21 protein-coding genes are annotated in these 23,011 nt (G+C 73.6%); 10 read left to right on the top strand and 11 right to left on the bottom strand.

Going from position 1 to position 23,011, the window contains the following annotated elements; all coding sequences use genetic code 11:
• Positions 1 to 40: 40 nt before the first annotated feature.
• The 3 genes from VEL82_05255 (at position 41) to VEL82_05245 (ending at position 5,238) form a co-directional block, all read left to right on the top strand.
• Complete coding sequence (locus tag VEL82_05255; GenBank protein HXW67262.1) at positions 41 to 2,002, top strand: PKD domain-containing protein; 1,962 nt, start codon at positions 41 to 43, stop codon at positions 2,000 to 2,002.
• A gap of 246 nt (positions 2,003 to 2,248) precedes the next feature.
• The gene (locus VEL82_05250) at positions 2,249 to 4,321 is read left to right on the top strand and encodes a PKD domain-containing protein (protein ID HXW67261.1); all 2,073 of its coding nucleotides are present in this window, start codon (positions 2,249 to 2,251) and stop codon (positions 4,319 to 4,321) included.
• 56 nt (positions 4,322 to 4,377) lie between these two features.
• Positions 4,378 to 5,238, top strand: a complete 861-nt coding sequence (locus VEL82_05245) for a D-aminoacyl-tRNA deacylase (protein HXW67260.1) — start codon at positions 4,378 to 4,380, stop codon at positions 5,236 to 5,238.
• Here the strand turns inward: VEL82_05245 and VEL82_05240 are convergent.
• The 3 genes from VEL82_05240 to VEL82_05230 are packed head-to-tail and all read right to left on the bottom strand — an operon-like array spanning position 5,204 to position 8,104.
• A complete protein-coding gene (locus tag VEL82_05240) occupies positions 5,204 to 5,461 on the bottom strand; it encodes a hypothetical protein (GenBank protein ID HXW67259.1) in 258 nt (85 codons plus the stop codon). The genes VEL82_05245 and VEL82_05240 overlap by 35 nt on opposite strands.
• A 59-nt stretch (positions 5,462 to 5,520) precedes the next feature.
• A complete protein-coding gene (locus tag VEL82_05235; protein HXW67258.1) occupies positions 5,521 to 6,792 on the bottom strand; it encodes a pitrilysin family protein in 1,272 nt (423 codons plus the stop codon).
• Positions 6,785 to 8,104, bottom strand: coding sequence for a pitrilysin family protein (locus tag VEL82_05230; protein HXW67257.1), 1,320 nt, complete (start codon positions 8,102 to 8,104; stop codon positions 6,785 to 6,787). The genes VEL82_05235 and VEL82_05230 overlap by 8 nt, the downstream gene beginning before the upstream one ends.
• Before the next feature lie 115 nt (positions 8,105 to 8,219).
• On the opposite strand from VEL82_05230, the gene VEL82_05225 reads away from it, so the two are divergent.
• The 7 genes from VEL82_05225 to endA all read left to right on the top strand — a co-directional run bounded on the left by VEL82_05225 (position 8,220) and on the right by endA (position 15,477).
• Positions 8,220 to 9,068 (top strand): geranylgeranylglycerol-phosphate geranylgeranyltransferase, encoded by an 849-nt coding sequence (locus tag VEL82_05225; protein HXW67256.1) that lies wholly within the window; start codon positions 8,220 to 8,222, stop codon positions 9,066 to 9,068.
• The gene (locus VEL82_05220) at positions 9,065 to 9,832 is read left to right on the top strand and encodes a geranylgeranylglyceryl/heptaprenylglyceryl phosphate synthase (protein HXW67255.1); all 768 of its coding nucleotides are present in this window, start codon (positions 9,065 to 9,067) and stop codon (positions 9,830 to 9,832) included. The genes VEL82_05225 and VEL82_05220 overlap by 4 nt, the downstream gene beginning before the upstream one ends.
• Positions 9,822 to 11,639 (top strand): DUF2070 family protein, encoded by a 1,818-nt coding sequence (locus VEL82_05215; protein HXW67254.1) that lies wholly within the window; start codon positions 9,822 to 9,824, stop codon positions 11,637 to 11,639. Before VEL82_05220 ends, VEL82_05215 begins: the two co-directional genes overlap by 11 nt.
• A 90-nt stretch (positions 11,640 to 11,729) precedes the next feature.
• Complete coding sequence (locus VEL82_05210) at positions 11,730 to 13,277, top strand: M20/M25/M40 family metallo-hydrolase (protein ID HXW67253.1); 1,548 nt, start codon at positions 11,730 to 11,732, stop codon at positions 13,275 to 13,277.
• A gap of 12 nt (positions 13,278 to 13,289) precedes the next feature.
• On the top strand, positions 13,290 to 13,868 hold the full coding sequence (locus VEL82_05205; protein HXW67252.1) for a CDP-2,3-bis-(O-geranylgeranyl)-sn-glycerol synthase: 579 nt from the start codon (positions 13,290 to 13,292) through the stop codon (positions 13,866 to 13,868).
• On the top strand, positions 13,862 to 14,416 hold the full coding sequence (pyrE, locus tag VEL82_05200; protein ID HXW67251.1) for an orotate phosphoribosyltransferase: 555 nt from the start codon (positions 13,862 to 13,864) through the stop codon (positions 14,414 to 14,416). Before VEL82_05205 ends, pyrE begins: the two co-directional genes overlap by 7 nt.
• On the top strand, positions 14,413 to 15,477 hold the full coding sequence (gene endA / locus VEL82_05195; GenBank protein HXW67250.1) for a tRNA-intron lyase: 1,065 nt from the start codon (positions 14,413 to 14,415) through the stop codon (positions 15,475 to 15,477). The genes pyrE and endA overlap by 4 nt, the downstream gene beginning before the upstream one ends.
• Before the next feature lie 52 nt (positions 15,478 to 15,529).
• Here the strand turns inward: endA and trpA are convergent, their stop codons facing one another.
• From trpA to VEL82_05155, 8 genes are read right to left on the bottom strand one after another with little or no spacing between them, the layout of a single operon-like run.
• Positions 15,530 to 16,318, bottom strand: coding sequence for a tryptophan synthase subunit alpha (trpA, locus tag VEL82_05190; protein ID HXW67249.1), 789 nt, complete (start codon positions 16,316 to 16,318; stop codon positions 15,530 to 15,532).
• Entirely contained in the window at positions 16,305 to 17,465 is a 1,161-nt protein-coding gene (gene trpB, locus VEL82_05185; GenBank protein HXW67248.1) for a tryptophan synthase subunit beta, read from the bottom strand. The genes trpA and trpB overlap by 14 nt, the downstream gene beginning before the upstream one ends.
• Entirely contained in the window at positions 17,458 to 18,105 is a 648-nt protein-coding gene (locus VEL82_05180; GenBank protein ID HXW67247.1) for a phosphoribosylanthranilate isomerase, read from the bottom strand. The genes trpB and VEL82_05180 overlap by 8 nt, the downstream gene beginning before the upstream one ends.
• On the bottom strand, positions 18,102 to 18,905 hold the full coding sequence (locus VEL82_05175; GenBank protein HXW67246.1) for a hypothetical protein: 804 nt from the start codon (positions 18,903 to 18,905) through the stop codon (positions 18,102 to 18,104). The genes VEL82_05180 and VEL82_05175 overlap by 4 nt, the downstream gene beginning before the upstream one ends.
• Complete coding sequence (trpD, locus tag VEL82_05170; protein HXW67245.1) at positions 18,902 to 19,933, bottom strand: anthranilate phosphoribosyltransferase; 1,032 nt, start codon at positions 19,931 to 19,933, stop codon at positions 18,902 to 18,904. Before trpD ends, VEL82_05175 begins: the two co-directional genes overlap by 4 nt.
• On the bottom strand, positions 19,930 to 20,511 hold the full coding sequence (locus VEL82_05165) for an aminodeoxychorismate/anthranilate synthase component II (protein ID HXW67244.1): 582 nt from the start codon (positions 20,509 to 20,511) through the stop codon (positions 19,930 to 19,932). Before VEL82_05165 ends, trpD begins: the two co-directional genes overlap by 4 nt.
• The gene (locus VEL82_05160) at positions 20,508 to 21,704 is read right to left on the bottom strand and encodes an anthranilate synthase component I family protein (GenBank protein HXW67243.1); all 1,197 of its coding nucleotides are present in this window, start codon (positions 21,702 to 21,704) and stop codon (positions 20,508 to 20,510) included. Before VEL82_05160 ends, VEL82_05165 begins: the two co-directional genes overlap by 4 nt.
• On the bottom strand, positions 21,701 to 22,999 hold the full coding sequence (locus VEL82_05155) for an aspartate kinase (GenBank protein HXW67242.1): 1,299 nt from the start codon (positions 22,997 to 22,999) through the stop codon (positions 21,701 to 21,703). The genes VEL82_05160 and VEL82_05155 overlap by 4 nt, the downstream gene beginning before the upstream one ends.
• Positions 23,000 to 23,011 lie beyond the last annotated feature (12 nt).

Below are 23,011 nucleotides of genomic sequence, written 5' to 3'. Positions count from 1 at the left end.
CATCCACCCTTATATCTCAGGGGCTCGCGAAACTAGCGCGATGACCGTGCCGGGCATCCGGGGCCGCGCGCCGGTCGCCGTGACCCTGCTCGCGGCGGCCCTGATCGCGGCCACGCTGGTCGCTCCCGTCGCGCCCCCGTCCGTCTCCACCGCCCACCTTCCGTCGCTCGCGACGGCCAACCTGGGCGCGGCCCGGTGGGCCCTCGAGTCCGGGAGCGCTCCATCGGTGCTGCGGGGACCCTCCGCCTCGGGGGCCGCCGCGGGCCTGAACCCGTACTTCTGGACGAACATCTCCGGCGCGATCGGCCGGACGGCTCCGCCGCCCGTGCTCTACGCGCAGATGACCTGGGACGCCGCCGACGGCTACGTCCTGCTCTTCGGGGGCGAGCTCACGACCGGCCAGCTGCTCAACCAGACCTGGAGCTACCTCAACGGCACCTGGACGAATCTCACGGGCACCGTCACCGGGACGCCCCCCGCCCTCATCGCGGCCGGGATGGCCTACGACCCGTCGACGCAGAGCGTCATCCTGTTCGGCGGGGAGAATAGCGTGCTCAGCGGGGAGAACTACACGTGGGCCTACCACGATCTCACCTGGACCAACCTCACCGCGACGGTCGGGCCGGCGCCCTCCGCACGCGCGTTCGCCTCGGCGGCGACGGACTCCACGGACGATGAGCTCCTCCTGTTCGGCGGGGTCTCGCCCGACGGCGCCTTGCTCACGGACACCTGGACGTTCCACGATGACGCGTGGACCAACGTCACCGCGACCTCCGGCTTCAACGCCTTCGCCGTGCTGCCGACCCTCTGCGACGACCCCGCCGCCGGCGGGGTGCTGCTCACGGGTGTCGCGACCAACCTGTCCACCCATGAGGTCCCCGCGCTCCCGATCACCTTCGTTTACTCCGGGTCCACCTGGCACAACCTCAGCGCGACGAACGCGCTCGCGCCGATGACCTTCGGCGAGCTGCCCCCCGCGATCGGTTTCCTGCCCTACGGACAGGACGTCGAGCTGTTCAGCGCGGCCGTCATCACCACGAACGGCGACCTCGTCCTGTACCCGGTCGAGTGGACGTTTTCGAACTCGGTATGGACGAACATCACGGGTCAGCGGACGACCCCGGGGGGCATCGTCCTGGCGCCGTCCGCCGCCGACCCCCTGGACAGCACGCTCGTGCTCTTCAGCGGCGAGCGGGTGGTCGCCGGCGTCACCGTCAACGACACGTGGCTGCTGTCCGCGCCCCCGGTCGTGCGTGCCAGCGCTTCGCGCTCCGTGATCGACGCCGGGCAGACGGTCAGCTTCACCGGGGACGTGAGCGCCGGAGCAGGACCGAACGCTCCGGACTGGTCGTTCGGCGACGGCGGCTCCTCGAGCGTGCTGTCGCCCACCCACACCTTCCACCAGGCCGGAATCTACTCGGTCAACCTGACGATCAGCGACCTCGTCGGAGAGAGCGGGACCGCCGCGACGGCGGTCTACGTCAATCCGAGCCCGGCCGTGTCGATCACCGTGGGCCCGGCCTCCCCGACCGCCGGTTCGGCCGCGGAGTTCGTCGCCACCGTCAGTGGCGGCACGGCTCCGTTCACTTACACCTGGTCCCTGGGCGACGGCGCGACCGCCTCGTCGATGTCGGTCGCCCACAGCTACGCGAGCTCGGGCAGCTACGCCGTCACGGTGACGGTGGTCGACGCCGCCGGCGAGAGCGTCCACGCGAACCTGACCGTGAGCGTCGGCGCGGCGGTGACGCCGTTCAGCTACACCTCGGGTCCGGGGCTCGCGCTCCTCGCGCTCGTCATCGTCTTCGCGGCGATCGCCGCGGTCCTCGCGCTGCTCTACGCCCGCGGACGACGCCGCGAGCGCCCGCCTCCGGCACCGTACGCTCCCTCCGCGGGCGCCGCGACGCCGCCCCCCGGGGCGCGCGGTCCGGTCGGGCCCGTCGGCGGCGGACCGCCTCCGCCGTGGTCCGAGGGCCCGCCGCCGCCCGGCGCTCCGCCCGTATAGGCGGGCGGCGGGCGCCGCCGTACGGCTTTATCTACCCCCTCGAAGCATGGATACGGGATGTTTGGGACCGTCCTCTGGCGAGACGTAAGGCCCTCGACCCTTCGGGCGGGTCGGGGGGCGTCCCCCCAGCGGACCGCGCGTTCGGGCCGCGCGGCTTCCCCGGGGATGGTTCGCATCGAGCGTCGAGTTGCCCGCGCCCCCGCCCCATAGCTTCATGTCATGCCGACACCCGCGGAGATCGACAGCGTGAGCGCTCGTCCGCAGCTCCCGACCGCAACGGGAACGACGATCCGCCACCCCCGCTTCGTTGCGCCTCTCGCCGTGGCCGTTGCCGTCGCCCTCGTCGCCCTCCTGCTCGTCCCGAGCCCGGCCCCTCCCACGGGGACGGCGCCCCGGCCGGAGAGCGGTGGCCCCTCGCTCGGCTCGCTCGAGCTCGCCGCAGCGCAGCAGTCACTCGCCGAGCGACTCGGGCCGGCCGCTCCTTCGCCGCGATGGGGGGCAGCGGAGGTCCGTTCGCCCGTCTTCGCTCCGTCGGGCGAGGGCTACCGATGGTTCAACGCGACCGGTGAGGCGCCGACCTCCCTCGCCGGATTCCTGCCGATGATGGCGTGGGACCCGGTCGAGGGATACGTCCTGCTCTTCGGCGGGGTGCCGCCCACGACCGTTGGGATCATGACGGGAACGTGGGCCTACCAGAACGGGACGTGGTCGAACCTCACGTCCTCGACCTCGGGCCACCCGCCGCCGATCGAGTTCGGCGGGCTCGCCTACGACCCGAGCTCGCAGAAGATCGTTCTGTTCGGCGGATGGGACGTCGCGATCAACCGACCGACCAACGTCACGTGGACCTACCAGGCCGGCGCCTGGACCAACATCACGGCGACGGCGGGTCGGGCCCCCTCGCCCCGTTCGGAGGTGGCGATGGCGACCGACTCTGCGGCCGGCGAGGTCGTCCTGGTCGGCGGCGACGTTCCCCGCGACCCGCTCGCGAATGATACGTGGGCCTTCCGCGACGGTTCGTGGACGAACCTCACGGCGTCCGCGCCGCTGCGCGCGACGATCGAGGACCCGACCGTCTGCGACGACCCGGCCGCGGGCGGCCTCCTGCTGACCGCGTCGGCGAGCAACTCGACCCGGTACTCGACGCCGCTGCATCCGGCCACGTTCCTGTTCACCGGCGGCGCCTGGGAGAACCTCACGTCGGCGAACTGGGCCGCTCCGCTCACGTTCGGCTCTTACGCCCCGGTGATCGGATATCTGCCGGACGCCGCCGCGGTCTTCATGTTCCTCTCGGTCACGTTCGAGAAGAACGAGAACGGGGTCTTCTTCGCCCAGACCTGGGCGTTCGCGAACGGCCTCTGGACGAACCTCACGGGCGCCGCGAGCGCCTCCGACCAGAACATGCAGTACCCCGCGGGGGCCGCGGACGCGGTCGACAGCACACTGGTCGTCTTCGGCGGCTTCAACATCTACTGGGGCTTCACGAGCAACGAGACCTGGATCCTCTCGGCACCGCCCGAGGTCTCGGTCGCGGCGCTCCCGAACGCCACCGACGTCGGCCGACCCATTGCCTTCGACGGTTCCGTCGCGTTCGGATCCGATCCCGATCGCTCCCGCTGGACGTTCGGCGACGGCTCGTTCGGGATCGGACAGACCGCCGCCCACGCGTATGCGAGTCCCGGCGACTTCACCGCGGCCCTGTCCGTCACGAGCTTCGCCGGCCTCAGCGGTGAGGCCTCGACCTCGGTCGAGGTACATGCGCTGCCGAGCGCGATCGTCTCGGCGAACACCACCCAGCCGACGGCGGGCGCCACGGTATCGCTCGCCGCGCTGGTCTCGGGCGGGACGGCGCCCTTCACCTTCTCTTGGACGCTGGGCGACGGGTCGACCGCGACCGGCGCGGAGGTCGTCCACGCCTATGCGAGCGCCGGGAACTACACCGTCGCGCTGGAGGTGACCGACGCCGTCGGCGTCGCGTGCGACTCCAACGAGACGATCCACGTCGTGGCGAGCCCGTCCTCGCCACCCACCAACCCGGGAGGGAGCTCGGGATCCGGCTCGGGCTCCGGCGCGGGCTCGGGGGGGAGTGGCGGAGGATCCGGCTCGAACCCGTCCCCCAGCCCGGTCCTCTCGCCGATCGCGAGCCCGTCCGCGGGGCCGAGCCTCGGTCTCGCGGCCGGGATCGTCGCCCTCGCCGGGGTCGGGGCGTTCCTCGGCGTCTTCCTGACGCTGTCCGGCCGATCGCTCTACCGCCTCGCCCGCCACCACGCGCGCCGGCGCTCCGGACCGGGGCGGGCCCGCGAACCGCCGAGCGGCTGATCCGCTCCCCGGGGCCCTCGCGGAGCTCTCAAGAGCCCGCACGCCGAGGGCCCCCCGTGACGACCGAGGTCCTCCTTGTGGTCGCCGAGTCCGATCCCGTCGCCGCTCGCGTCGTCGGCCGCTGGGGGACCCCCGCCGCAACCGGCGCCTTCGTCGACGGGACCCCGGTCCGCGCGCTCCGCCCCCGGATCTCGATGCTGCGGCGGCCGGGTCCCCACGTCCACGACGAACGACTCGATGCCCGGCTGCCCCCCGATCTGCTCGCCGATCGGCCCACCCTCGTCTTCCCCTCGATCCATCGCAGCGAGAAGGGGGTCCCGTCGCTGACCGTGCATCCGCTGGGCAATCCGGGTCCGACCGCGGAGGTCGGAGGACGCCCCCGCACGCTCGATCCCACCGATCCGGCGCGGATGGCCGACGCGCTGCGCCGCCTCCAGGAGGGTGCCGGGAGGGTCGGCCTTCCCGTGACGTTCGAGGCGACGCACCACGGGCCGGAGCTGGCCCTGCCCGCGTTCTTCGTCGAGATCGGCTACGGGGAGAGCGAATCACCCCCCGCCGCGGCCGTCCGCCTCCTCGCGGACGTCCTGCCCGCCCTCGAGCCCGCGCCGGGCGACCGGATCGCGCTCGGGGTCGGCGGGGGTCACTACGCTCCCCACTTCACGGAGCTCACGACGAAGCGTCGCTGGGCGTTCGGCCACCTGCTCTCGCGCCACGCGCTCGCCGAGCTCGATGCCGCGACCGCACGCAGCGCCTGGGACCGCACGCCGGGAGCCGACGGGATCCTCTACGCGCGGGCGGAGGACGCGAGCCACCCCGCGCTCCAGGGTCTCGCCCGGAGGCTCCGGGACGGGGAGGCGCCGCTCCGCGACGCGCGGGGCGCGCCTACGGCCGCTTCTCGACCGGCTTCTGGAACATGATCGCGCCGGATCGGTAGACCGCCTTGCCGAGGCGAACCTGCTGGGTCGACGCGACCGACGGACTGCGCTCCGCGAGCATCAGGCTCTCCACGATCTGGCGGAAGAGCGCGCTCTGATTGATCTCCGGGTGCCGCCGGAGGAACTCCTCTTCCTCGGGCGTGATGGTGATGTTCTTTCGGAGCATCCCCTGGTTCGAGGGCTCCGGTCGGGCCTGGGGCCGCATGCGCCTCGGGATGAACTAGACGTATAAGTGTGTATTGGTGGAGCGGCAGCGCGCGCGGTCTAGGCGCGTCGGAGCGGCCCCGCGACGACGGTCGCCGAGGCGTTCCGGTCGAACGCGAGCTCGGCCGCCTCCCGCACCTCCCGGGGTCGGACGGCGCGCAGGCGCGCCGGCCAGGTCAGCCAGAAGTCGGCCGGCATCCCGTGATAGGCCGCATCGACCGCGAGTTCGTGCGCGTCGGACGTCTCTTCGAGCGAGAGCGGGATCTCGCCGATCGCGCTCTCCCGAATGACGTCGAGCTCCGGGCCCGGCACCGGCCGGTCACGGACGCGGTCGATCTCGCGCTCGAGCATCCGAACGACCGTCGGCCAGCGTTCGGGTCCGGTGCCGGCCGACGCGGTCCAGAACCCGCCCCAGCGCATCGTCTCCAGGTGGCTCGACGTGCCGTAGGCGAGCCCCCCGCGCTCGCGCACTCGCTGGAAGAGGCGGTTGAGGAGCGGTCGCCCGCCAAGCAGCTGGTTCGCCAGGTAGGCGGCGGGGTAGCGCGGGGAGTCCTGCGTGATCGAGGGGCCGCCGACGCGCACCTCGACCTGGGCGCGGCCGGGCAGGTGGACCCGGACGTTCCGCGGCGCACGTCGCGGAAGGGCCGGCACCACGAGCGGGTCCGGGCCTCGATCGGAAAGCCCGCGGAACACGCGACGTGCGTCGCGCTCGACACGGTCGCTTCGGGAGCCGGTCGTCACGACGAGCAGGCCGCCGTCGGCGACGTAGTGGCGCCGGTGGAACCGGATCAGATCGCTGCGGGAGATGCGGTCGAGCGACGCCCGGGTCCCGAGGCCGGTCGAGCGGTACGGATGGGCGCGCGGAAACACCGCAGCGAGCAGCTCGCGATCCGCCCGGCCGGCCGGCTGGCGGAGCTCGCGCAGCTGGCGTTCCGACAGCGAGCGCCGGATCCGCTCGATGTCGTCCGGATCGAACCGTGGCCGCAGGACCGCCTCGGCGAGCAGTCCGAGGAGCTTCTTGCGGTCGGCCTCCGAGCCCCAGACCGTGACCTCGCCGGACTCCGGGCTCGACCGACTCGTGAGCGTCGCGCCGATTCGATCGAGCCGCCGCGCCAGCGCGACGCGCCGCAGGGTCCCCGCCGCCGTCGGCAGCAGTTGGGCGACCAGGCGCGCGGTCCCCTCCCGGCGCTCGGGGTCCCGCGCCCAGCCGGCCGGACCGACGAAGGTCGCGGCGAACGTGGCCGCTCCGGCCGGTGCGAGCTGACGGACCAGCTGCAGGGGCGGTAGCGCGTTCGAGTACTCGAGCCGGAGGGGATCGAGCGGACTACCCATCGACCCCGCCGTCCGTGGGAGTGTAGCGAACCACGAGCCGCGCGTCGTTGCGGAACAGCGCGCGCGCGCGTTCCCGGACGTCGGCGGCCCGCACCCGAAGCAGCGCGCGCAGGAGCTCGTCCTCGTACTCGGGGCGGGCGACCGTCGCGAAGTACCCCAGGCGGTATCCCGTGTGGGACGCTCCTTCGTAGACGAGCGCGGCGCCGCGCCGGATCCGGGCGCGAACATCCTCGATCTCGGTGGGTGTCGGTCCGGCGCGGCAGAGCCCCGCGACCACCGAGTCGATGCGTTCCTCGAGTCGGTCGAGCCTTGTCCCCGGGGCCGCTAACGCGTAGATTCCGAACAAGCTCGGGTACTCCCGAGGTTGCCAGGAGGTTCCTGCCCGGACCGCGAGCCCGGGATCGATGAGGGCTCGGTGGAGTCGCGAGCTCGGGTGCTCGCCGGGGCCCCGCGAGCGGAACCCTGGAGCGAAGAGCGGGACCGCACCGCCCAGCACGGCGTCGAGCACGAGGGTGGAGGGGGTCCCGGGATCGCGAAGGGCCGGCCCCCGCCAGGCGACCTGAAGGTACGGCGTCGTTCCGGGCCCGCCGAGTTCGGCCCGACGCTCCCCGTGAGGCTCGGGCTCGCGGACGTGGACCGTGACGTCGTCACCGGCGGACGCGAGCCGCGAGAACCGCCCGCGGATCGTGCGCTCGGCCGCGACGGGTGCGAAGCCCCCGGCGACCACGAGCACGGCGTTGCGAGGCCCGTAGAAGCGATGATAGTAGTCCCGCAGCTCTTGCGGCGTCAGCCGCTCGATGTCCGCGCGCGAGCCGAGCGCGTCCCAGCGGTACGGGTGTACGCGGAATCCGAGCTGCAGCAGCTCCTCCTCCACGCGGAACTCCGGCCAGTTCTCGTTGCCCTCCCGCTCCGAGTGGATGATGGTCCGCTCGCGCTCGACCTCGCCGTCCAGGAGGAGCGCGCGCGTCATACGGTCGGACTCGATGTCGAGCGGCACCGCGAGGTGCTCGCGGGGCACGGTCGAGAAGTAGACCGTGTAGTCAGTGTCGGTAAAGGCGTTGAGGCTGCCGCCGACCCGAACGATCGCGCGGTCCATCTCGCCCTTGCCGTAGCGGGGCGACCCTTCGAAGACCATGTGCTCGATCCAGTGCGAGGCACCGGTGACTCCTGGCCACTCGTTCTTCGACCCGACCCGGTACCACACCCAGACGCTCGCGGTGGGGCTCGCCGGCTGCGGCGCGAGCACGACGTGGAGTCCGTTGCGGAGCCGGAACCGACGCAGCGGCGGCCGGGCGGTGACTCGACGGACCATCCGTCGCTCCTCAGGCGGCCGCCCATATAACTCGCCGCCGAAACCGCGGTGAGCGCGCCGAACCGCGCCCGCCTCCAGCACAACGGTTAAGCGAGCGCTCCCGCCATCGGCCGACATGCACCCTGCCCTGCGGCTGGTGCGGGCCGGGAACCTGGCCGTTTCGTTCGTCGGAACGATCGTCGGGGGCCTCGCCGCCCGAGGGGCCGGGATCGGGGTGCCGCCGAGCTTCTGGCTATACCTGCTCCTCGCGGCCGGCTCGACGGCGCTGGTCACCGCGGGCGGGAACGTACTCAACGACCTCGACGACATCGAGGGGGACCGGGTGAACCACCCGTCGCGGCCGCTGGTCACCGGCGCGGTGTCCGTCGGGAGCGCGCGGATGTTGACCATCGGTCTGTTCGTCGGTGGGATCGAGCTCGCGATACCGGTGATTCTGGTCTACCCGCTGCTCGGCGTGATCCTGGCGGCGGCCCTCGCGCTGATACTGTCGTACGAGTACTCGCTCAAGGCGCTCGGGCTATCGGGAAACGCGGCCGTCGCGGCACTGACCGGTCTCGTGTTCCTGTACGGCGGTGCGGCCGCCGGTGACGCACTCCTCCTCGTACCGTTCGCCCTCATGGCGTTCCTGGCGACGCTGAGTCGGGAGGTGATCAAGGACCTCGAGGACGTCCGGGGCGACGTCGACCGGCGGACCCTGCCCAAGACCCACGGGGTCCCGATCGCCTCGGGCGTCGCCCGGGGCGCCGTGGTCGCGGCCGTGGCGCTGAGCTTCGTACCGCTGGTCTGGTTCCTCCCGCCGGCGTCGCTCGCGGGGATTATGTACCTCGCGCTGGTGCTCGCCGCGGACGGGGTCTTCGGGATCTCGATCGCCTACCTGCCGAACCGGCTGCACTGGGAGCAGACGATGAGCAAGGTCGCGATGACCATCGCGCTGCTGGCGTTCCTGGCGGTGGCGTTCCGGTGACCGTCGCTCCGCCGCCGGGCCGGGTCGAGGGCTACCTCGCCGAACACCTCCGACGCGGCCCGCTCCACCTCACGCTGATCGATCCGGACAAGTCGCCGGGCGATCGGGCGGCCGCGATCGCGCGGGGCGCGGTCGAGCTCGGGAGCGACGCGATCCTGCTCGGGGGCTCGACCGGGATCTCTCCGGACGTCATGGGCGAGGCCGCCCGCGCGATCAAGGCGGCCGCTCAGGTGCCGGTGATCATCTTTCCGGAGGGGCCCAGTTCGCTGACGCCGCAGGCCGACGCGGTTCTGTTCATGAGCCTTCTCAACTCGCGGAGTCTCGAACTCGTGATCCGGGCGCACGCCCGGGCGGCCCGGGCGATCCGGGCGATGCACCTCGAGGCGATCCCGCTCGGCTACCTCGTGATCGCACCCGGCATGCGGGTCGGCGAGGTCGGCCAGGTCGACCCGGTGCCGCGCGACGACCCGGACGCGGCGGCCGGCTACGCGCTCGCGGCCGAGATGCTGGGAATGCGGTTCGTCTACCTCGAGGCCGGCTCGGGCGCGCCGGCGCCGGTGCCGGCACCGATTGTCCGCGCGGCGCACGGGGTCCTCGCCATCCCACTGATCGTCGGTGGCGGAATTCGCTCGGGGCCCGATGCGCGGACCCTCCTTGAGGCGGGCGCGCAGATCCTCGTGACCGGCACGATCACCGAAGAGCAGGGCCTGGGGGCCGGCTTCCGGGGAATCCTGCAGGAGGTGCGTGCGGCGCGTGAGCGCTGAGATCAGCGCTCCGCCGACCGGCCCGGGGAGCGGCCCCCGGCGGACCTCGATGCTCTTCCGGGCGCCGAGCCCTCCGGTCGCGCTCGCCGGGATCGTCGCGCTGAGCGCGTTGCTCGCGCTCGTCCTCTGGGGGACGGCCCTCGTGCCGTTCTCGGAGGGCTTCCTTCTCGTGTTCGCGGCCCCGGCGCTGATCGCGGGACTCGCCACCGGCCCGCTCGCGAACGCCCTCGCCGGCCGCTTTGAGACGCGGCGCGCGATCTTCCTCGCCCTGACGGTCCTGTTGATCCAGCTGCCGCTCGCCGCGATCTGGCGCGGCGCGCTCTTCGCGTGGCCGACCCAGACGCCGGGCGTGCTGTATCTGGGGGCCTTCCTCGCCGGTCCGGCGATCTTTCTGCGCGAGATCAGCCTCTTCGGGATCTCGCGGCCCAGCCACGCGCGCTCGCTGCCGCCCGCCCTCCTCCAGCCGGTCCTGTCGATCGCGGGCCTCTTCGTCATGATGCCGCCGACGCTCGCGGTGGGGATCGCGGCGATCGCCTACGTCCTCCTCGGGTTTGCCTGCGGCGTCGTCCTCCTGAGGGCCGCTGACCGGCCGATGCGGCGGGAGTTCCAGACGTCGGGGATCTCGCTCATCCGGCCGATGCTCGACCACGTCGGGCTGCGCGACCCGGCCTCGACCCGCGCGCTCGAAGCGTTCTTCGAGAAGTTCTCGCTGCCGAGCGATCTGCGCGTCACGATCGTCTCCGTGGCGCGAGGCGAGCACGGCCCCGTCACGCTCGCCCTCCCGACGGCCCACCCCGGCCCGTTCGCGGCGCTCGGGGCGAGCGACCTGCCGCGCAAGCTCGCGGAGGCGCTCGGGCCATCGGCGGGCACGGTGCTCGTGCCCCACACCCCGTCGGACCACGACCTCGACCTTCCGACCGGGGCGGACGTCGAGAAGCTGGCCTCCGCCGCCCGCGAGGCGCTCGCCTCGCCCGGCCCGGTGCTGCCGGGCCGCGCGAGCGAGCTTGTCCGCCCGTACTCCGGCAGCTTTGCGCGGGCGCAGTGGCTGGGCGACTGCGCCCTGGTCGTCCTCTCGCAGGCACCGGCGCCCACCGATGACATCGCCTTCAGCGTCGCGGACCGGATCGAGCGGGAGGTCGGCCCCCGCAGCGGAGGGCCCCGACTCGCCCTCGTCGACGCGCACAACTCCTACGTCGAGGGCCACGGCGACATCACGTACGGGACGAGCGCCGCCGAAAAACTCGTCCAGGACGCGCGCGCGGCCGTGGAGGCGGCGCGCGCCGCCGCGCACGACGGCCCGATCGAGGTCGGGGTCGCCGTCTCCCGTGCATACGAGACCGCGCGCGACGGGATCGGGCCTCAGGGCATCGCCGCGCTCGCGATCCGGGCGGCCGGCCGCACGACCGGCTACGTCCTGATCGATGGCAACAACCTCCTGGTCGGCATGCGCGACCCGATCGTGCGAGCGCTCGAGTCCGTGGTCGACGTCGCCGAGGTGTGCACGACCGACAACCACGTGGTGCACGAGGTCGATGGGGGCCTCAATCCCGTCGGCGAGCGCCGCCCGCTCGAGGCCCTGTGCCGCGATGCGGTCGCCCTCATGCAGCGGGCCGTGCGGGATCTCGCGCCGGCCGACCTGCGCTTCGCCGAGCGCGACGTCCCGGGGGTCAAGGTCCTCGGGGCAGGGTTCACCGCTCGGCTTTTGACCTCGCTGGGCGACACCCTGTCGATGTTCACCAACATGTCGGTCGCGACGTTCCTGCTGCTGCTCACGAGCTCGCTCGTCGTCACGTTCGCGTTGCGGTAGGGGGCGGTCGTCGCGTCGGCGGAGCCGGAGCTCGTCGGGGCCGCGCGCGCGCTCGGCGACGACGCCTCGCTGCGGCTGCTCGCGCAGCTCGTGGCGAGCGCCCCGACCAACGTGGAGGACGCGCCGCGCCAGCGCTGGGAGAAGCCGAACTACCTACGGACGGCCGACGTGATCGTTCGGGCGGCCCGCTCGCTGGGCCTCGCGACGCGCGTGTTCGACGCGCTGACCGCCGGCGACGGCCGGACCGACCTCCACGGGATCCCGCGGCCGAACGTGATCGTCGACCTCGACGTCGGCGCGCAGGAGCGCGTGCTGGTGCTGGCGCACTTCGACGTGGTGCCGGTGCCAGCCGAACAGCTGGCGCGCTGGAAGAGCCCGCCGCACACGCTGACCTACCGTGCCGACGGGCGCCTCTACGGGCGCGGGGCGGCCGACGACCTCGGGAGCGGCGTGGTCGCGTCGCTGCTGGCAATGAAGCGACTCGCAGAGGGCGGCGCGCCGTCGCCCCGGAACGTGCGCCTGCTCGCCTGCTGCGACGAGGAGACAGGAGGCACGGGCGGCATCGACGCCCTGCGCGAGCACGACCACCTCCTCGCAGCGGACGACCCGGAACGCATCGTCTCGGGGGACGTCGCGCTGATCCCGGACGGGAGCCCGGAAACCATCGCGGGCTCGAGCGGGATCGCCGTGCTCGACGGCAGCTTCTCCGACGCGGTACCGCTTCGGGACGCGGTCGCGTTCGGCGCCACGCTCGTGGGGCTGCACGAGCTCGCGCGGACCTGGAAGTCGGTCTACGCCTCGCCCGACTGGCCCGACCGTCACGCGCCCGAGCCGGTCCTCACCGGCCGGGCGACCGTGACCCGTTTCGATCTGACCGGCGTGGCGCCGGATCCCGGCCACATCCGCCTCCTTGCCGCCCACGCCGAGAACGACGCGGCGAACCAGATCGCCCGCGCGGTCACGCTCGCGCTCTCCGGGCCCGAAGAGGAGATCGCGATCCTGCGCGACCGCCTCGGGCCGCTCGTGCCGCCGCCGTACCGCCTCGAGCCCGCCGGCGCGACCGCGCTCGCGATCCCGCCGGGCGCCCACGCACTGCAGCTGGTCGGCGAGTCCGGCCACGGCGGCTACCCGCATCGGGCGCACAACCCGGTGCCGATCGTGCTGACGCTGCTGCGCGCCGCGATCGACCGGGCCTGGCTGGACGGCCGGGCGACCGGTCGGGCGACGTTCGTCGTGGACCTGCGACTCCCCCCCGAGATGGAGCTCGAGAGCGGGCTGCCCGCCGCCCTCGAGTTCGTCCGGTCCTGGGCGAAGGTTCACGCGCCGACCGCGCGCATCGACGCTCCGGCCTCCCGGAGCCGTGCCGGATACGCGTTGGCGCCCGACGACCCGAACGCGATCAAGCTCGAGGCGATCCTGGCGGAGATCTTTGGCGTCCACGGGGTTCGCGGCGAGTACGGCGGCACGGATGCCAGTGCACTGCGCGGGCTGCTCACGCCCCGCGGCCGGCCGCTGCCGGCCCTCGTCTTCGGTTGCATGGAGCCGGAGTCCCACATCCACGAGGCGGAGGAGAGCGCGGATCCGGCCAAGATCGCCGGGGTCGCTCGCGCGATCGAGCGGTTTGTCCGCGAGCCGTAGCCGGAGCTCGCCGTGCTGAACGCGCTCGAGTCGTCCGCGCTCGCGGTCCTCTGGGTCCTGTTGCCCGCGTACGTCGCCAACGCGCTGGCCACGCTCCCCCGCGGCTGGGGGCCGCCGATGGACTTCGGCCGCGTCGTACGGCGCGACGGCCGACGGGTCCTCGGTCCGTCCAAGACCTGGTCCGGGTTCCTCGTCGGTTCGCTCGCGGCGATGCCGGTCGGCCTGCTGGAGGCCTGGCTCATCCTGCTCGCGCCGCCGAGCCTGGCGATCGTGCCCCAGCTCGGGCCGAGCGTGCTCGCGGCCGTGCCGGTCGTCGCGCTCCTCACCTTCGGGGCGATGACGGGCGACGCGCTCGGCTCCTTCGTCAAGCGCCGGCTGGGTCGCGAGAGCGGGCGCCGCACCCTCCTGCTCGATCAGCTCCCGTTCGTGCTCGTGCCGATCGCACTCGGGCTCGCCTTCTATCCGGCGCTGTTCGTCAGCGTGTTCGCGAGCTGGGAAGCGGTCTTATGGCTCCTCGTCTACACGCTCGGGCTGCACGCCGCGTTCAACTACGTCGGCTACTGGGTCGGCCTGAAGAAGGTGCCGTGGTGACCGCGACCACCGCTGCGCCCCCGAGTCGGGGCGAGCTCGTACGCCTGCTGATCGACTCGGGCGCCGTCCGCTTCGGGGAGTTCACGCTCACCTCGGGCGAGAGGAGCGACGTCTACATCGACGTGAAGCGCGCGTGGACGGACCCGGCCCGCTTGGCCCGGCTCGCGGGCGCGCTCGTCGCCCGCGCCGGCTCCGAGCCCCGGCTCGCCGGGATGGAGCTGGGGGCCGTGCCGCTCGTGGTCGCCGTCGCGCTCGAGACCGGCCGGCCGTACGTCGTCCTGCGCAAGGCGCCGAAGGAGCACGGGACGCGGCAAGCGTTCGAGGGCGAGCTGCCGGCCGGCGAGCGCGTGTTGCTCCTCGAGGACGCGACCACGACCGGGGGCACGACGATGCGATCGATCGAGATCATCCGCGCCGCCGGCGCCCTCGTCGACCGGACGGTCACGGTCGTTGACCGCGAAGCCGGCGCGACCGAGCGCCTCGCCGCGGCGGGGGTGCGGCTGGAGGCCCTCGTCACGCTGAGCGAGCTGCGGAGCGCCGCCACGTGACGGGCGAGCTCGCGCGCGACGGGACGGCCCGGTTCACCGACCCGGCGGAGTCGAGCGCGATCTACGCCAAGGGCTACTTCGGGACCGTCGCGGACGAGGGGGGGATCCGCCTCGACCGGTACGAGGCGGTCTATCTCGCCGAGATGGGACGGGCGGAGATCGCGGGACGCGGGGGCCGCCGGGTGGAGTGGCCGAGCGTCTTCCGACGCGCGGTCCGAGCGGACCGCGGGTTCCCGGTGCGCTACCTCGTCTACCGGGACCTGCGCCAGCGCGGCTACGTCGTGCGGGCGACCCCGCCGCCGGTCGACTTCGCGGTCCTCCCACGGGGAGGGGTCCTCCACAAGACGCCGTCCCGCTACTGGGTCGAAGCGCTGAGCGAACGGGTCCCGTTCGACCTGGCCGCGCTGTTCGAGCTCGCCGACCGGGCCCAGAGCGCGAAGAAGCTCCTGCTGCTCGCGCTCGTCGACGAGGAGTCGGACCTGACGTACTATCGGGTGCGCCGCTCCGCGCCGTCCGGCGCCCTCGTGCCCGTGCCGCTCGCCCGGGCGACCGTCGGATGGCTGAGCGACGACCGGGTGACCGTCCACGAGCCGACGGCCGTGGAGGGGCTCGGGCGCGCCCTCGCCTACGGGAGTCGCGTCGGCTCGCGCCTCGAGCTCTCGCTGATCGAGGCCGCCTACCTGGTCGACACGGGGCAGCTCGCGCTCCGGGACGCGAAGACCGGCCGCGCCGTGAGCCGCGAGCGCCTCGAGCGACGGGCGCGGCGGCTCGATCCTCGCTTCGTGGAGCGACGGGCGGCCTACCGGGACCTGCGGGGACGCAAGCTGGTGGTCAAGACCGGATTCAAGTACGGCGCGCACTTTCGGGCCTACCCGCGCAACCCCGAGCACGCCCACGCCCGCTACCTCGTCCAGGCGGTGCCCGCGACGCACCGGGCCGCCTGGCCCGAGATCGCCGGGGGCGTGCGCGTCGCCCAGGGCGTGCGCAAGGAGTTCGTGATCGCGGGCGTGGGCGACGACGGCCGGATCCGCTTCCTCGCGCTCGATCGCGTGCGGCCGTAGGGCGCGCGACCGGCGACCCCCTCAACGGGGACGGACTCGCCGTCGGCGGTCGCTACGCCGCCGGTGCGCCCAGCCCGAGACCTAGCAGGAACTCGGTGAGCGCCCCGGACACGGGACGTCCGCGGAGCCGTTCCTCGATCGCCGTGCCCACCACGACCCCGTCGGCGCCCGTCGCCATCGCCCGCCGGGCGCTCGCCCGATCGCGGATCCCGAAGCCGAGGAGCACCGGCAGGTGAGGCGCCGCCCGGTGCGCGGCGGCGATCGCCGGCCCGAGGTCGACGCTCGCCCCCGGCGCCGCGCCGCCCGTCGTCCCGTAGTGCCCGACGACGTAGAGGAAGCCGCGGGACCGGCGCGCGATCCGGGCGATCCGCTCGCGGGTCACGCCGGGCGCGGCGAGCAGGACCAGGGCGAGCCCCTGCCGACGCGCGGCGGAACGGTAGGGGCCCGACTCCTCGAGGGAGAGGTCCGGAACGATGAGGCCGCTGACGCCGGCGCGGGCGAGGCTGCCCATCGCCGCATCCAGCCCCCGGTGCCACAGCGGGTTCGCATAGGTCATCACCGCCGTGGGGAGCGCGCGGCTCGCGACGCGCGCCGCCGCCAGGAGGTCGGTCCAGGTCGTCCCGTTCCGGAGGGATCGCGCGTGAGCGGCGGCCAGCACCGGTCCGTCCGCGATCGGTTCGGAGAACGGGAAGCCGAGCTCGAGGCCGGTCGCTCCCGCGGCCGCCAGGTCCCGGACGATGCGGGCGACTCGAGCGCCGCGGGCCCGGTCGACGAGGAGGTACGGGACGAGGATCGGGGCTCCCCGGGCTCGCGCCCGGGCGAGGGCGCTAGCGAGCCGCACCGAGGACCACCTCGAGGTCCTTGTCGCCCCGACCGGAGAGCGTGACCACGATCTTGTGGCGGCGCGGTCGCCGGCGGGCCTCGCGCACCGCGGCGAAGATCGCGTGCGCCGGCTCGAGCGCCGGCAGGATCCCCTCGTCCCGGGCGAGCCAGTGGAACGCCCTCAGGGCTTCCTCGTCGTGGACGGCGAGGTAGCGGGCGCGGCCGGACTCCTTGAGCTGCGCATGCTCGGGGCCGACGCCGGGGTAGTCGAGGCCGGCGCTGATGCTCGCGGTCTCGGCCACCTGGCCGTCCCGGTCCTGGAGGACGTAGGAGAAGCTGCCGTGCAGCACGCCGGGCCGGCCGCGCGCGAGGGAGGCCGCCCCGGTGCGATGGCCCTTCGGGCCGCCGGCCTCCACTCCGAGGAGGTCGACCGACGTCGCGCGGAGCGGGTGGAACGTCCCGATCGCGTTCGATCCCCCGCCGACGCACGCGACCGCGAGGTCCGGCAACCGGCCGAACGCGCGACGGGACTGCTGCCGGATCTCGCGGCCGATCACGCTCTGGAAGTCCGCGACGATCGAGGGGAACGGGTGGGGCCCCACCGCCGAGCCGAGCAGGTAGTGGGTCGTCCGGACGTTCTCGATCCAGTCCCGGAGCGCGGCGTTGATCGCGTCCTTGAGGGTTCGGCTCCCGTCCCGGACCGGCACGACCTTCGCGCCGAGCAGGCGCATCCGCTCGACGTTCGGACGCTGTCGGGCCATGTCGAGCGTCCCCATGTAGACCTCGGTCTCGAGACCGAGGGCCGCGCCGATCATCGCGGTCGCGACGCCGTGCTGGCCAGCGCCGGTCTCGGCGATCAGCCGCGGCTTGCCCATGCGCACCGCGAGGAGACCCTGGCCGAGGGCGTTGTTGAACTTGTGCGCGCCGCCGTGCACGAGGTCCTCGCGCTTCAGCCAGATCTCGGCGCCGCCGGCCCGCCGGGTAAGGTTCTCCGCGAAGTAGAGCGGCGTCGGCCGGCCGGCGAGGGTGGATTGGAGGCGGCGATGCCGCCGCCGGAACTCGGGATCGCGTCGGGCCGAGCGCCACGTCGCCTCGAGCTGGACGAGCGCGGGGACGAGCGTCTCGGGGACGTAGGCGCCACCGAAGGGGCCGAACCGTCTAGGCATGGCTCGCCTCGTAGGCCGCGACCGCGGCGATGAACCCTCGCATGCGGGCGGGGTCCTTCTCTCCCGGTGCGCTCTCGATCCCCGAGGAGACGTCGACGCCCCACGGCCGCACGACCTCCAGCGCCTCGGCGACGTTCTCGGCGGTGAGACCGCCGGCGAGGACGAACTTGCGGCCCGGGTGGGCGTCGACGATCGTCGCGCACATCTCCCAGTCGGGCCGCGTGCCGCTACCGCCGGGGAGCGGCTGCCCCGCCGCGTCCAGGTGGACCCGGGGATAGTCCTCGGCCGCCGGGACCGCGGGAGCCGGCGCACCGCTCCCGGGGGGCGGGATCGGCATCGACGGGACGAGGTGATGCACCTCCAGGAACTCCAACCCCTCCGGGACCGGGCCGTAGACCTGGATGCGATCGACGCCGACCTCGTCGAAGAGACGGTGGATGAGCGCCGCGTCCGGCTGCACCACCACCGCCCAGGCCTCCGCCTCCGTGGGGACCTCGTCGATGAGTCGCGCCGTGGCGTCGAGCGAGAGGTTCCGCGGGGAGGCGGGCACCTCGACGACGAACCCGGCGGCCCCTCCCGCCGGCACTTCGTGCACCGCGGCGGCGTCCTTCAGCCCGCAGAACTTGACGAAGGTCTTCATCGGGCACCTCGGCGAGGCCGCCGCAACGAGCGCAGGAACGCCGCCGGATCGCTCGCCCGGGCCACGGCGCTCCCGACCAGGATCCCGTCGACCCCCTGGGACCAGAGGCGACGCGCGTCGTCGGGGGACGCCACGCCGCTTAGGCCGAGCAAGGGTCGCAGCTCGGCGGCGGCGCGCAGGGTCTTGGCGGTCACCTCCGGGGTCATCTGGAGCGTGTCGAGATCACGGACGTTCACCCCGTAGGCGTCGGCACCGATGTCGCCCGCGCCCTTCACCTCGCCGCGCGCGTGAAGTTCCAGCAGCACCTCGAGCCCGCGCGTGTGGGCCATCTTCGCGAGCTCGGCGAGGGGGCGCTCCAGCAGCCCTTCCGATTCGAGTCGAGCGATGAGCAGGACCGCGCTCGCGCCGGCGAGCTGGGCCGCGTCGAGCTGGACGGGATCGACGACGAAATCCTTGAAGAGCACCGGCCGGGGAGTGGCACGAGCGACGGTCGCGACGTCCCGCGGCGAACCCTCGAACCGGGGGCCCGTCGCGACGCACGAGTAGGCCGTCACGTTCGCGCCCTGGGTCGCCGCGAGGAACGCCTCGACGGTGCGCGACGGGAGACGCGGGACCGTCGCCCCCGGGGAGACCCGCTTGTACTCGACCAGGAGCGCGCCCTCGGGCCCCGCGCCCTCGATCGCGCCCCGGAGGCTGGGCCGCGGAGCCCCGTCGGAGATCGGAGCGTCGGGCACATAGTCCGGGCGCAGGATGTCCCGGCGGATCTCCGCCACGATCTCGCTGAGGAAGCCCACGCTCACGCCTCCTCGGGTTTCGGGAATCGGCCGGCGAGCTCGCGCAGCTGCTCCAGGATTCGCTCGGCCCCGCCGCCGTCGAGCGCCCGCTCCGCGGCCACGACGCCGCTTCCCAGGTCGCGCGATCGACCGGCGACCCACAACGCGGCGCCGCTGGTGAGGAGGACGGCCCCGCGGCGGGCTCCACCGGACCCGGCCAGCAGCCGTTCGGCCTGCTCCGCTGCGGCGGGGGGCGGCAGCGCGCCCCAGCTCCCACGACGATCCTCGGGCGGGAGGAATCGCTGGGGATCCAGCCGGAGGCGGCGCACGCGGGTGCCGTCCCAGTGCACCATCGAGGTCGGCGCGCGGGGCGAGAACTCATCGCAGCCGTCGTCCGAGGTCATCGTGATGCCACGCCGGACCCCGAGCGCTCGCAGGGCGGCCGCCGTGCCGATCGCAGCCGGCACGTCGACCGTTCCGGAGACCTGGCATCGGAGCTCGGCCGGGTTGGAGAGGGGACCGAGCCGGTTGAAGATCGTCGGGATGCCGAGCTGTCGGCGGGCCGTGGCGACGGCAGCGGTCGCGGGATGGAACAGCGGGGCGTGCAGGAAGGCGATGCCGTAACGTCGGTAGCTCGCGCTCGCGAACTCGGGCGTCGACGTGACCGGCAGCCCGAGGGCGGCGAGCAGGTCGCTCGAGCCGCACAGTCCCCGGCTCCGGTTGCCGTGCTTCGCGACCGGGAGGCCCGCCGCGCGGACCACGAAGGCGCTCACCGTGGAGACGTTGTACGATGGCCGACGGGCCCCGCCGGACCCGCAGAGGTCGATCGCGCGGTCCCGGGCGGGCACGGGGAAGGGCCTCGCACGTCGTCGCATCGCCCGGGCGAACGCCACGAGCTCCTCGGTGCGGGACGGTCGCGCCGCGAGGGCGACCAGGATCTCGCCACGCTCGGCATCGCTCGTCCGATCGTCGACCAGTCGATCGAAGAGCGCGCGAGCCTCCGCGGAGCTCAGCGGCCGCGGATCGAGCAGTCGGCGCAGCCGGTCCGCGATCATCGGCGCACCCGGTGCAGGAAGTTCCGGAACATGCGCCGCCCGGACGGGGTAAGGTAGGACTCGGGGTGGAACTGCACGGACTCGACCGGCCGCAGCCGGTGCCGGGCGGCCATCACCACGGTGCCGTCGCAGCGGGCCGACACCTCGAGGGCCGCGGGCACGGCGCGGGGATCGACCACGAGCGAGTGGTAGCGGGCGACCTCCGTGGGGTTGGGGACCCCGTCGAAGAGGCCGCGCCCGTCGTGGTGGATGCGTCGGGTCTCTCCGTGGACCGGCGCGTCGGCCCGAACGACCCGGCCGCCGTAGAAGTCCGCGATGAGCTGGTGACCGAGGCAGACTCCCAGGAACGGTCGCTCCTCGTCCCAGCGTCGCAAGAGTTCGCGCGCGAGCCCTGTCATCCGCCGGTCACGGGGGTGGCCGGGCCCCGGCGAGAGGACCACGGCGTCGGGGTCGAAGCGAACGGCCGCGCGCAGCGGTGCCGTCGCCCGCAGGCACCGGACGTCCGCGCCCTCCCGGCGCAACGCCTGTTCCACGTTGTGGACGAAGGAGTCCTCGTGATCGATCAGCAGGATCCTCACGACGGCCCTCCCACGAGCGCGGATTCGACGAGCGCGAGCTTCGTGAGCGTTTCGTGGAACTCGCGGAGCGGCTCGGAATGCTGTACGATCCCGGCCCCGGCGGCGGTGTAGAGCCGATCGCGCACCGCAAATCCGGTCCGGATCGCGAGCGCCCACGTCGCCCGACCACCCGGCTCGAGCAGGCCGACGGTGCCGGCGTACGGCCCTCGCCAGCTCGCCTCCTCGCGACGCAGCAGCTCGGTCGCGCGGATCTTGGGCGCGCCCGAGACGGTACCCGCGGGGAAGGTCGAGCCGAGCACCTCCCACGGACCGACGCCCCGGGGCAGGTCGGCGCGGACCCGGGTGACGATGTGCTCGAGCCGGGCGAACCGCTCGATCCGCTCCCGGGAGACGAGCCGCACCGTGCCGGCCGACGCCACGGCCCCGAGGTCGTTCCGTGCGAGGTCGACGAGCATGCGATGCTCGGCGAGCTCCTTCGGGTCGATCGCGAGCGGCAGACGTCGTCCCGCCCGAACCCCGCGTGGGATCGTGCCCGCGATCGGGTTGATGTAGGCTCGGCGGCCCTCCACCTCGACCACCGATTCCGGCGAGGCGCCGGCCAGCTCGAGGTCGCCGAGCCGCAGGTAGAAGAAGAAGGCGTACCGCTCAGCGGCCCGGAGCGCGCCGGCCCTCGTCAGCAGGTCCGCCGGCCGTCGCCAGGCCCGACGATGCGCCAGGACCACCTGGTACGCTTCTCCGTCGCGGATCTCCTCGATGAGTCGCCGGACGCTTCGGCCGAAGCGGGGGAGCGGCAACGAGTCGGAGATCGGCCGGGCCGGGGGCCCCGTCGCGACCGGGCGCAGTCTCGGCCGCGGCGGCACGAGTCCCCGGCTCGGGCGGTCCACGAGCGCCACTGCGCCGAGGGGGAACGGATCGCCGTTCGGGAACGAACGCAGGCAGGGCTCGAACAATCCGACCGCGTCAAAGCCCAGGAAGCCCATCGCGGCCCGGCCCGGCGCGCTCGAGAGATGCCGCTCCACCCGGGCCGCGAGTGCTCGAGGCGAGCTAACGGGCGAGACGCGGAGCACCTCGCGCGCCCGGGTGAACCAGACCGCGCGGCCGGTCCCCGCGCGACGCGCGGGCCCGATCTCGAAGTAGCCGGCCTCGTCGCGGTCGGCGGCCGCGGTCGAGAAGGTCCGCCAGGGATCGGTCACACGGCCGCCTCCTCGACGAGCGCCCGATGGAGCTCGCGCAGGATCCGGGCGCCCTGCCCGAGTGGGACCGCCAGCGACAGGGCGCGGGGCGTGGCGCTGAACCCCTGCGCGCCGAGCAGCGCGCTCGCGGGCAGCCGATGGAGGTCGTCGAGCACGCCGTCGCCGATGGCGGTCACCAGGGCCACGCGGTAGGGTCCGTCCAGCATCGCCGCGGCCTCGCGCGTGATCGGCGCGAGGGCGCGGATCGCCGGAACGACCTCGCGGGGACCGAGGACGAGGCAGAGGAGCGCCGACGACGTGTAGAGCTGGACGAGGTTGACGCCGGCCTCGGAAAGGCGTCGCGAAACCTCGGCGACGATCCCGGGCCGTTGTCGACCACCGGGCACGCGCAGCCGCAACAGGCGAAGGGGCCGCAGGATCGTCAGAGCCCGATTGTGCCGATCCGCCCGGGGCGGGGCGATGGTCGTGACGACCGACGGATCCTCCAGAGAACGGACGCGCAGGGTCAGGCCCGCCGCCCGGGCGGGTTCGATCGTGAGGGGATGCAGCACTCGGGCGCCGAACTGGGCGAGCTCCTCGGCCTCCTCGTACGAGAGCTCGGGGATGGGACGCGCCTGCGGTACCTCGCGCGGATCCGCCGATAGCACAGCGACGTGCCGCTTCACGAGCTCGACGCGCGAGGCCCCGATGAGCGCGCCGATCCCCGCGGCGGCGTAATCCGAGCCCCCCCGACCGAGCGTCGCGACGCGACCCTCGAGGCTCCGGCCGAAGTAGCCGGTCACGACGGGGATCTCCCCGGCCGACAGCCGGCGGCCGAGACCGCGCCGGACGGCCGGGCCGGAGCGGTCGAACAGGATGCAGGAGGCTCCGTAGGCGTTGTCGGTGATCAGACCGAGATGGTCGGCCTCGATCGGCACGGCGTGCAGGCCGTCGGCCGCCAGCTCGCGGGCGAGCCAGTGCACGGCGAGCCGCTCGCCCTGGCTCAGGATGCGATCGGCGAGGGGGGCGTCGCGCTGGGACGACTCCTCGACCTCCCGGAAGAGGCGATCGAGCCGCTCGAGGTGGCGGCGCCCGGCGGCCGGCAGACCGGGATGGCGGGCCCGGAGCTCCTCGACGAGCCGGCGATGCTCCGCGCGGGCCCGGGGGTGCGCGAGGCCGCCGGCGAGCCGGTCGGTCACGCCCTCGCGCGCCGAAACGACGACCACGAGCGGCGCGCCCTCCGAGAGGGCGCGCCGCACGTCGTTCCCGACCTGGGCGGGGTGCTCGAGAGACGCGCCCCCAAACTTGAGGACCACGGGTGCGCGTCG

Source organism: Thermoplasmata archaeon, from assembly GCA_035622275.1.
Taxonomy (GTDB): domain Archaea; phylum Thermoplasmatota; class Thermoplasmata; order Lutacidiplasmatales; family UBA184; genus Lutacidiplasma.
The sequence above is the reverse complement of the archived record's forward strand: the minus strand, read 5'-3'. Positions and strand labels throughout refer to the sequence as shown.

Bases quoted from the DNA above. Each gene is read 5' to 3' on its own strand.
- VEL82_05255 (HXW67262.1), top strand. From the start codon at position 41: ATGACCGTGCCGGGCATCCGGGGCCGCGCGCCGGTCGCCGTGACCCTG.
- VEL82_05240 (HXW67259.1), bottom strand. From the start codon at position 5,461: ATGCGGCCCCAGGCCCGACCGGAGCCCTCGAACCAGGGGATGCTCCGA.
- VEL82_05235 (HXW67258.1), bottom strand. From the start codon at position 6,792: ATGGGTAGTCCGCTCGATCCCCTCCGGCTCGAGTACTCGAACGCGCTA.
- VEL82_05230 (HXW67257.1), bottom strand. From the start codon at position 8,104: ATGGTCCGTCGAGTCACCGCCCGGCCGCCGCTGCGTCGGTTCCGGCTC.
- VEL82_05225 (HXW67256.1), top strand. From the start codon at position 8,220: ATGCACCCTGCCCTGCGGCTGGTGCGGGCCGGGAACCTGGCCGTTTCG.
- trpB (HXW67248.1), bottom strand. From the start codon at position 17,465: ATGCCTAGACGGTTCGGCCCCTTCGGTGGCGCCTACGTCCCCGAGACG.
- VEL82_05180 (HXW67247.1), bottom strand. From the start codon at position 18,105: ATGAAGACCTTCGTCAAGTTCTGCGGGCTGAAGGACGCCGCCGCGGTG.
- trpD (HXW67245.1), bottom strand. From the start codon at position 19,933: ATGATCGCGGACCGGCTGCGCCGACTGCTCGATCCGCGGCCGCTGAGC.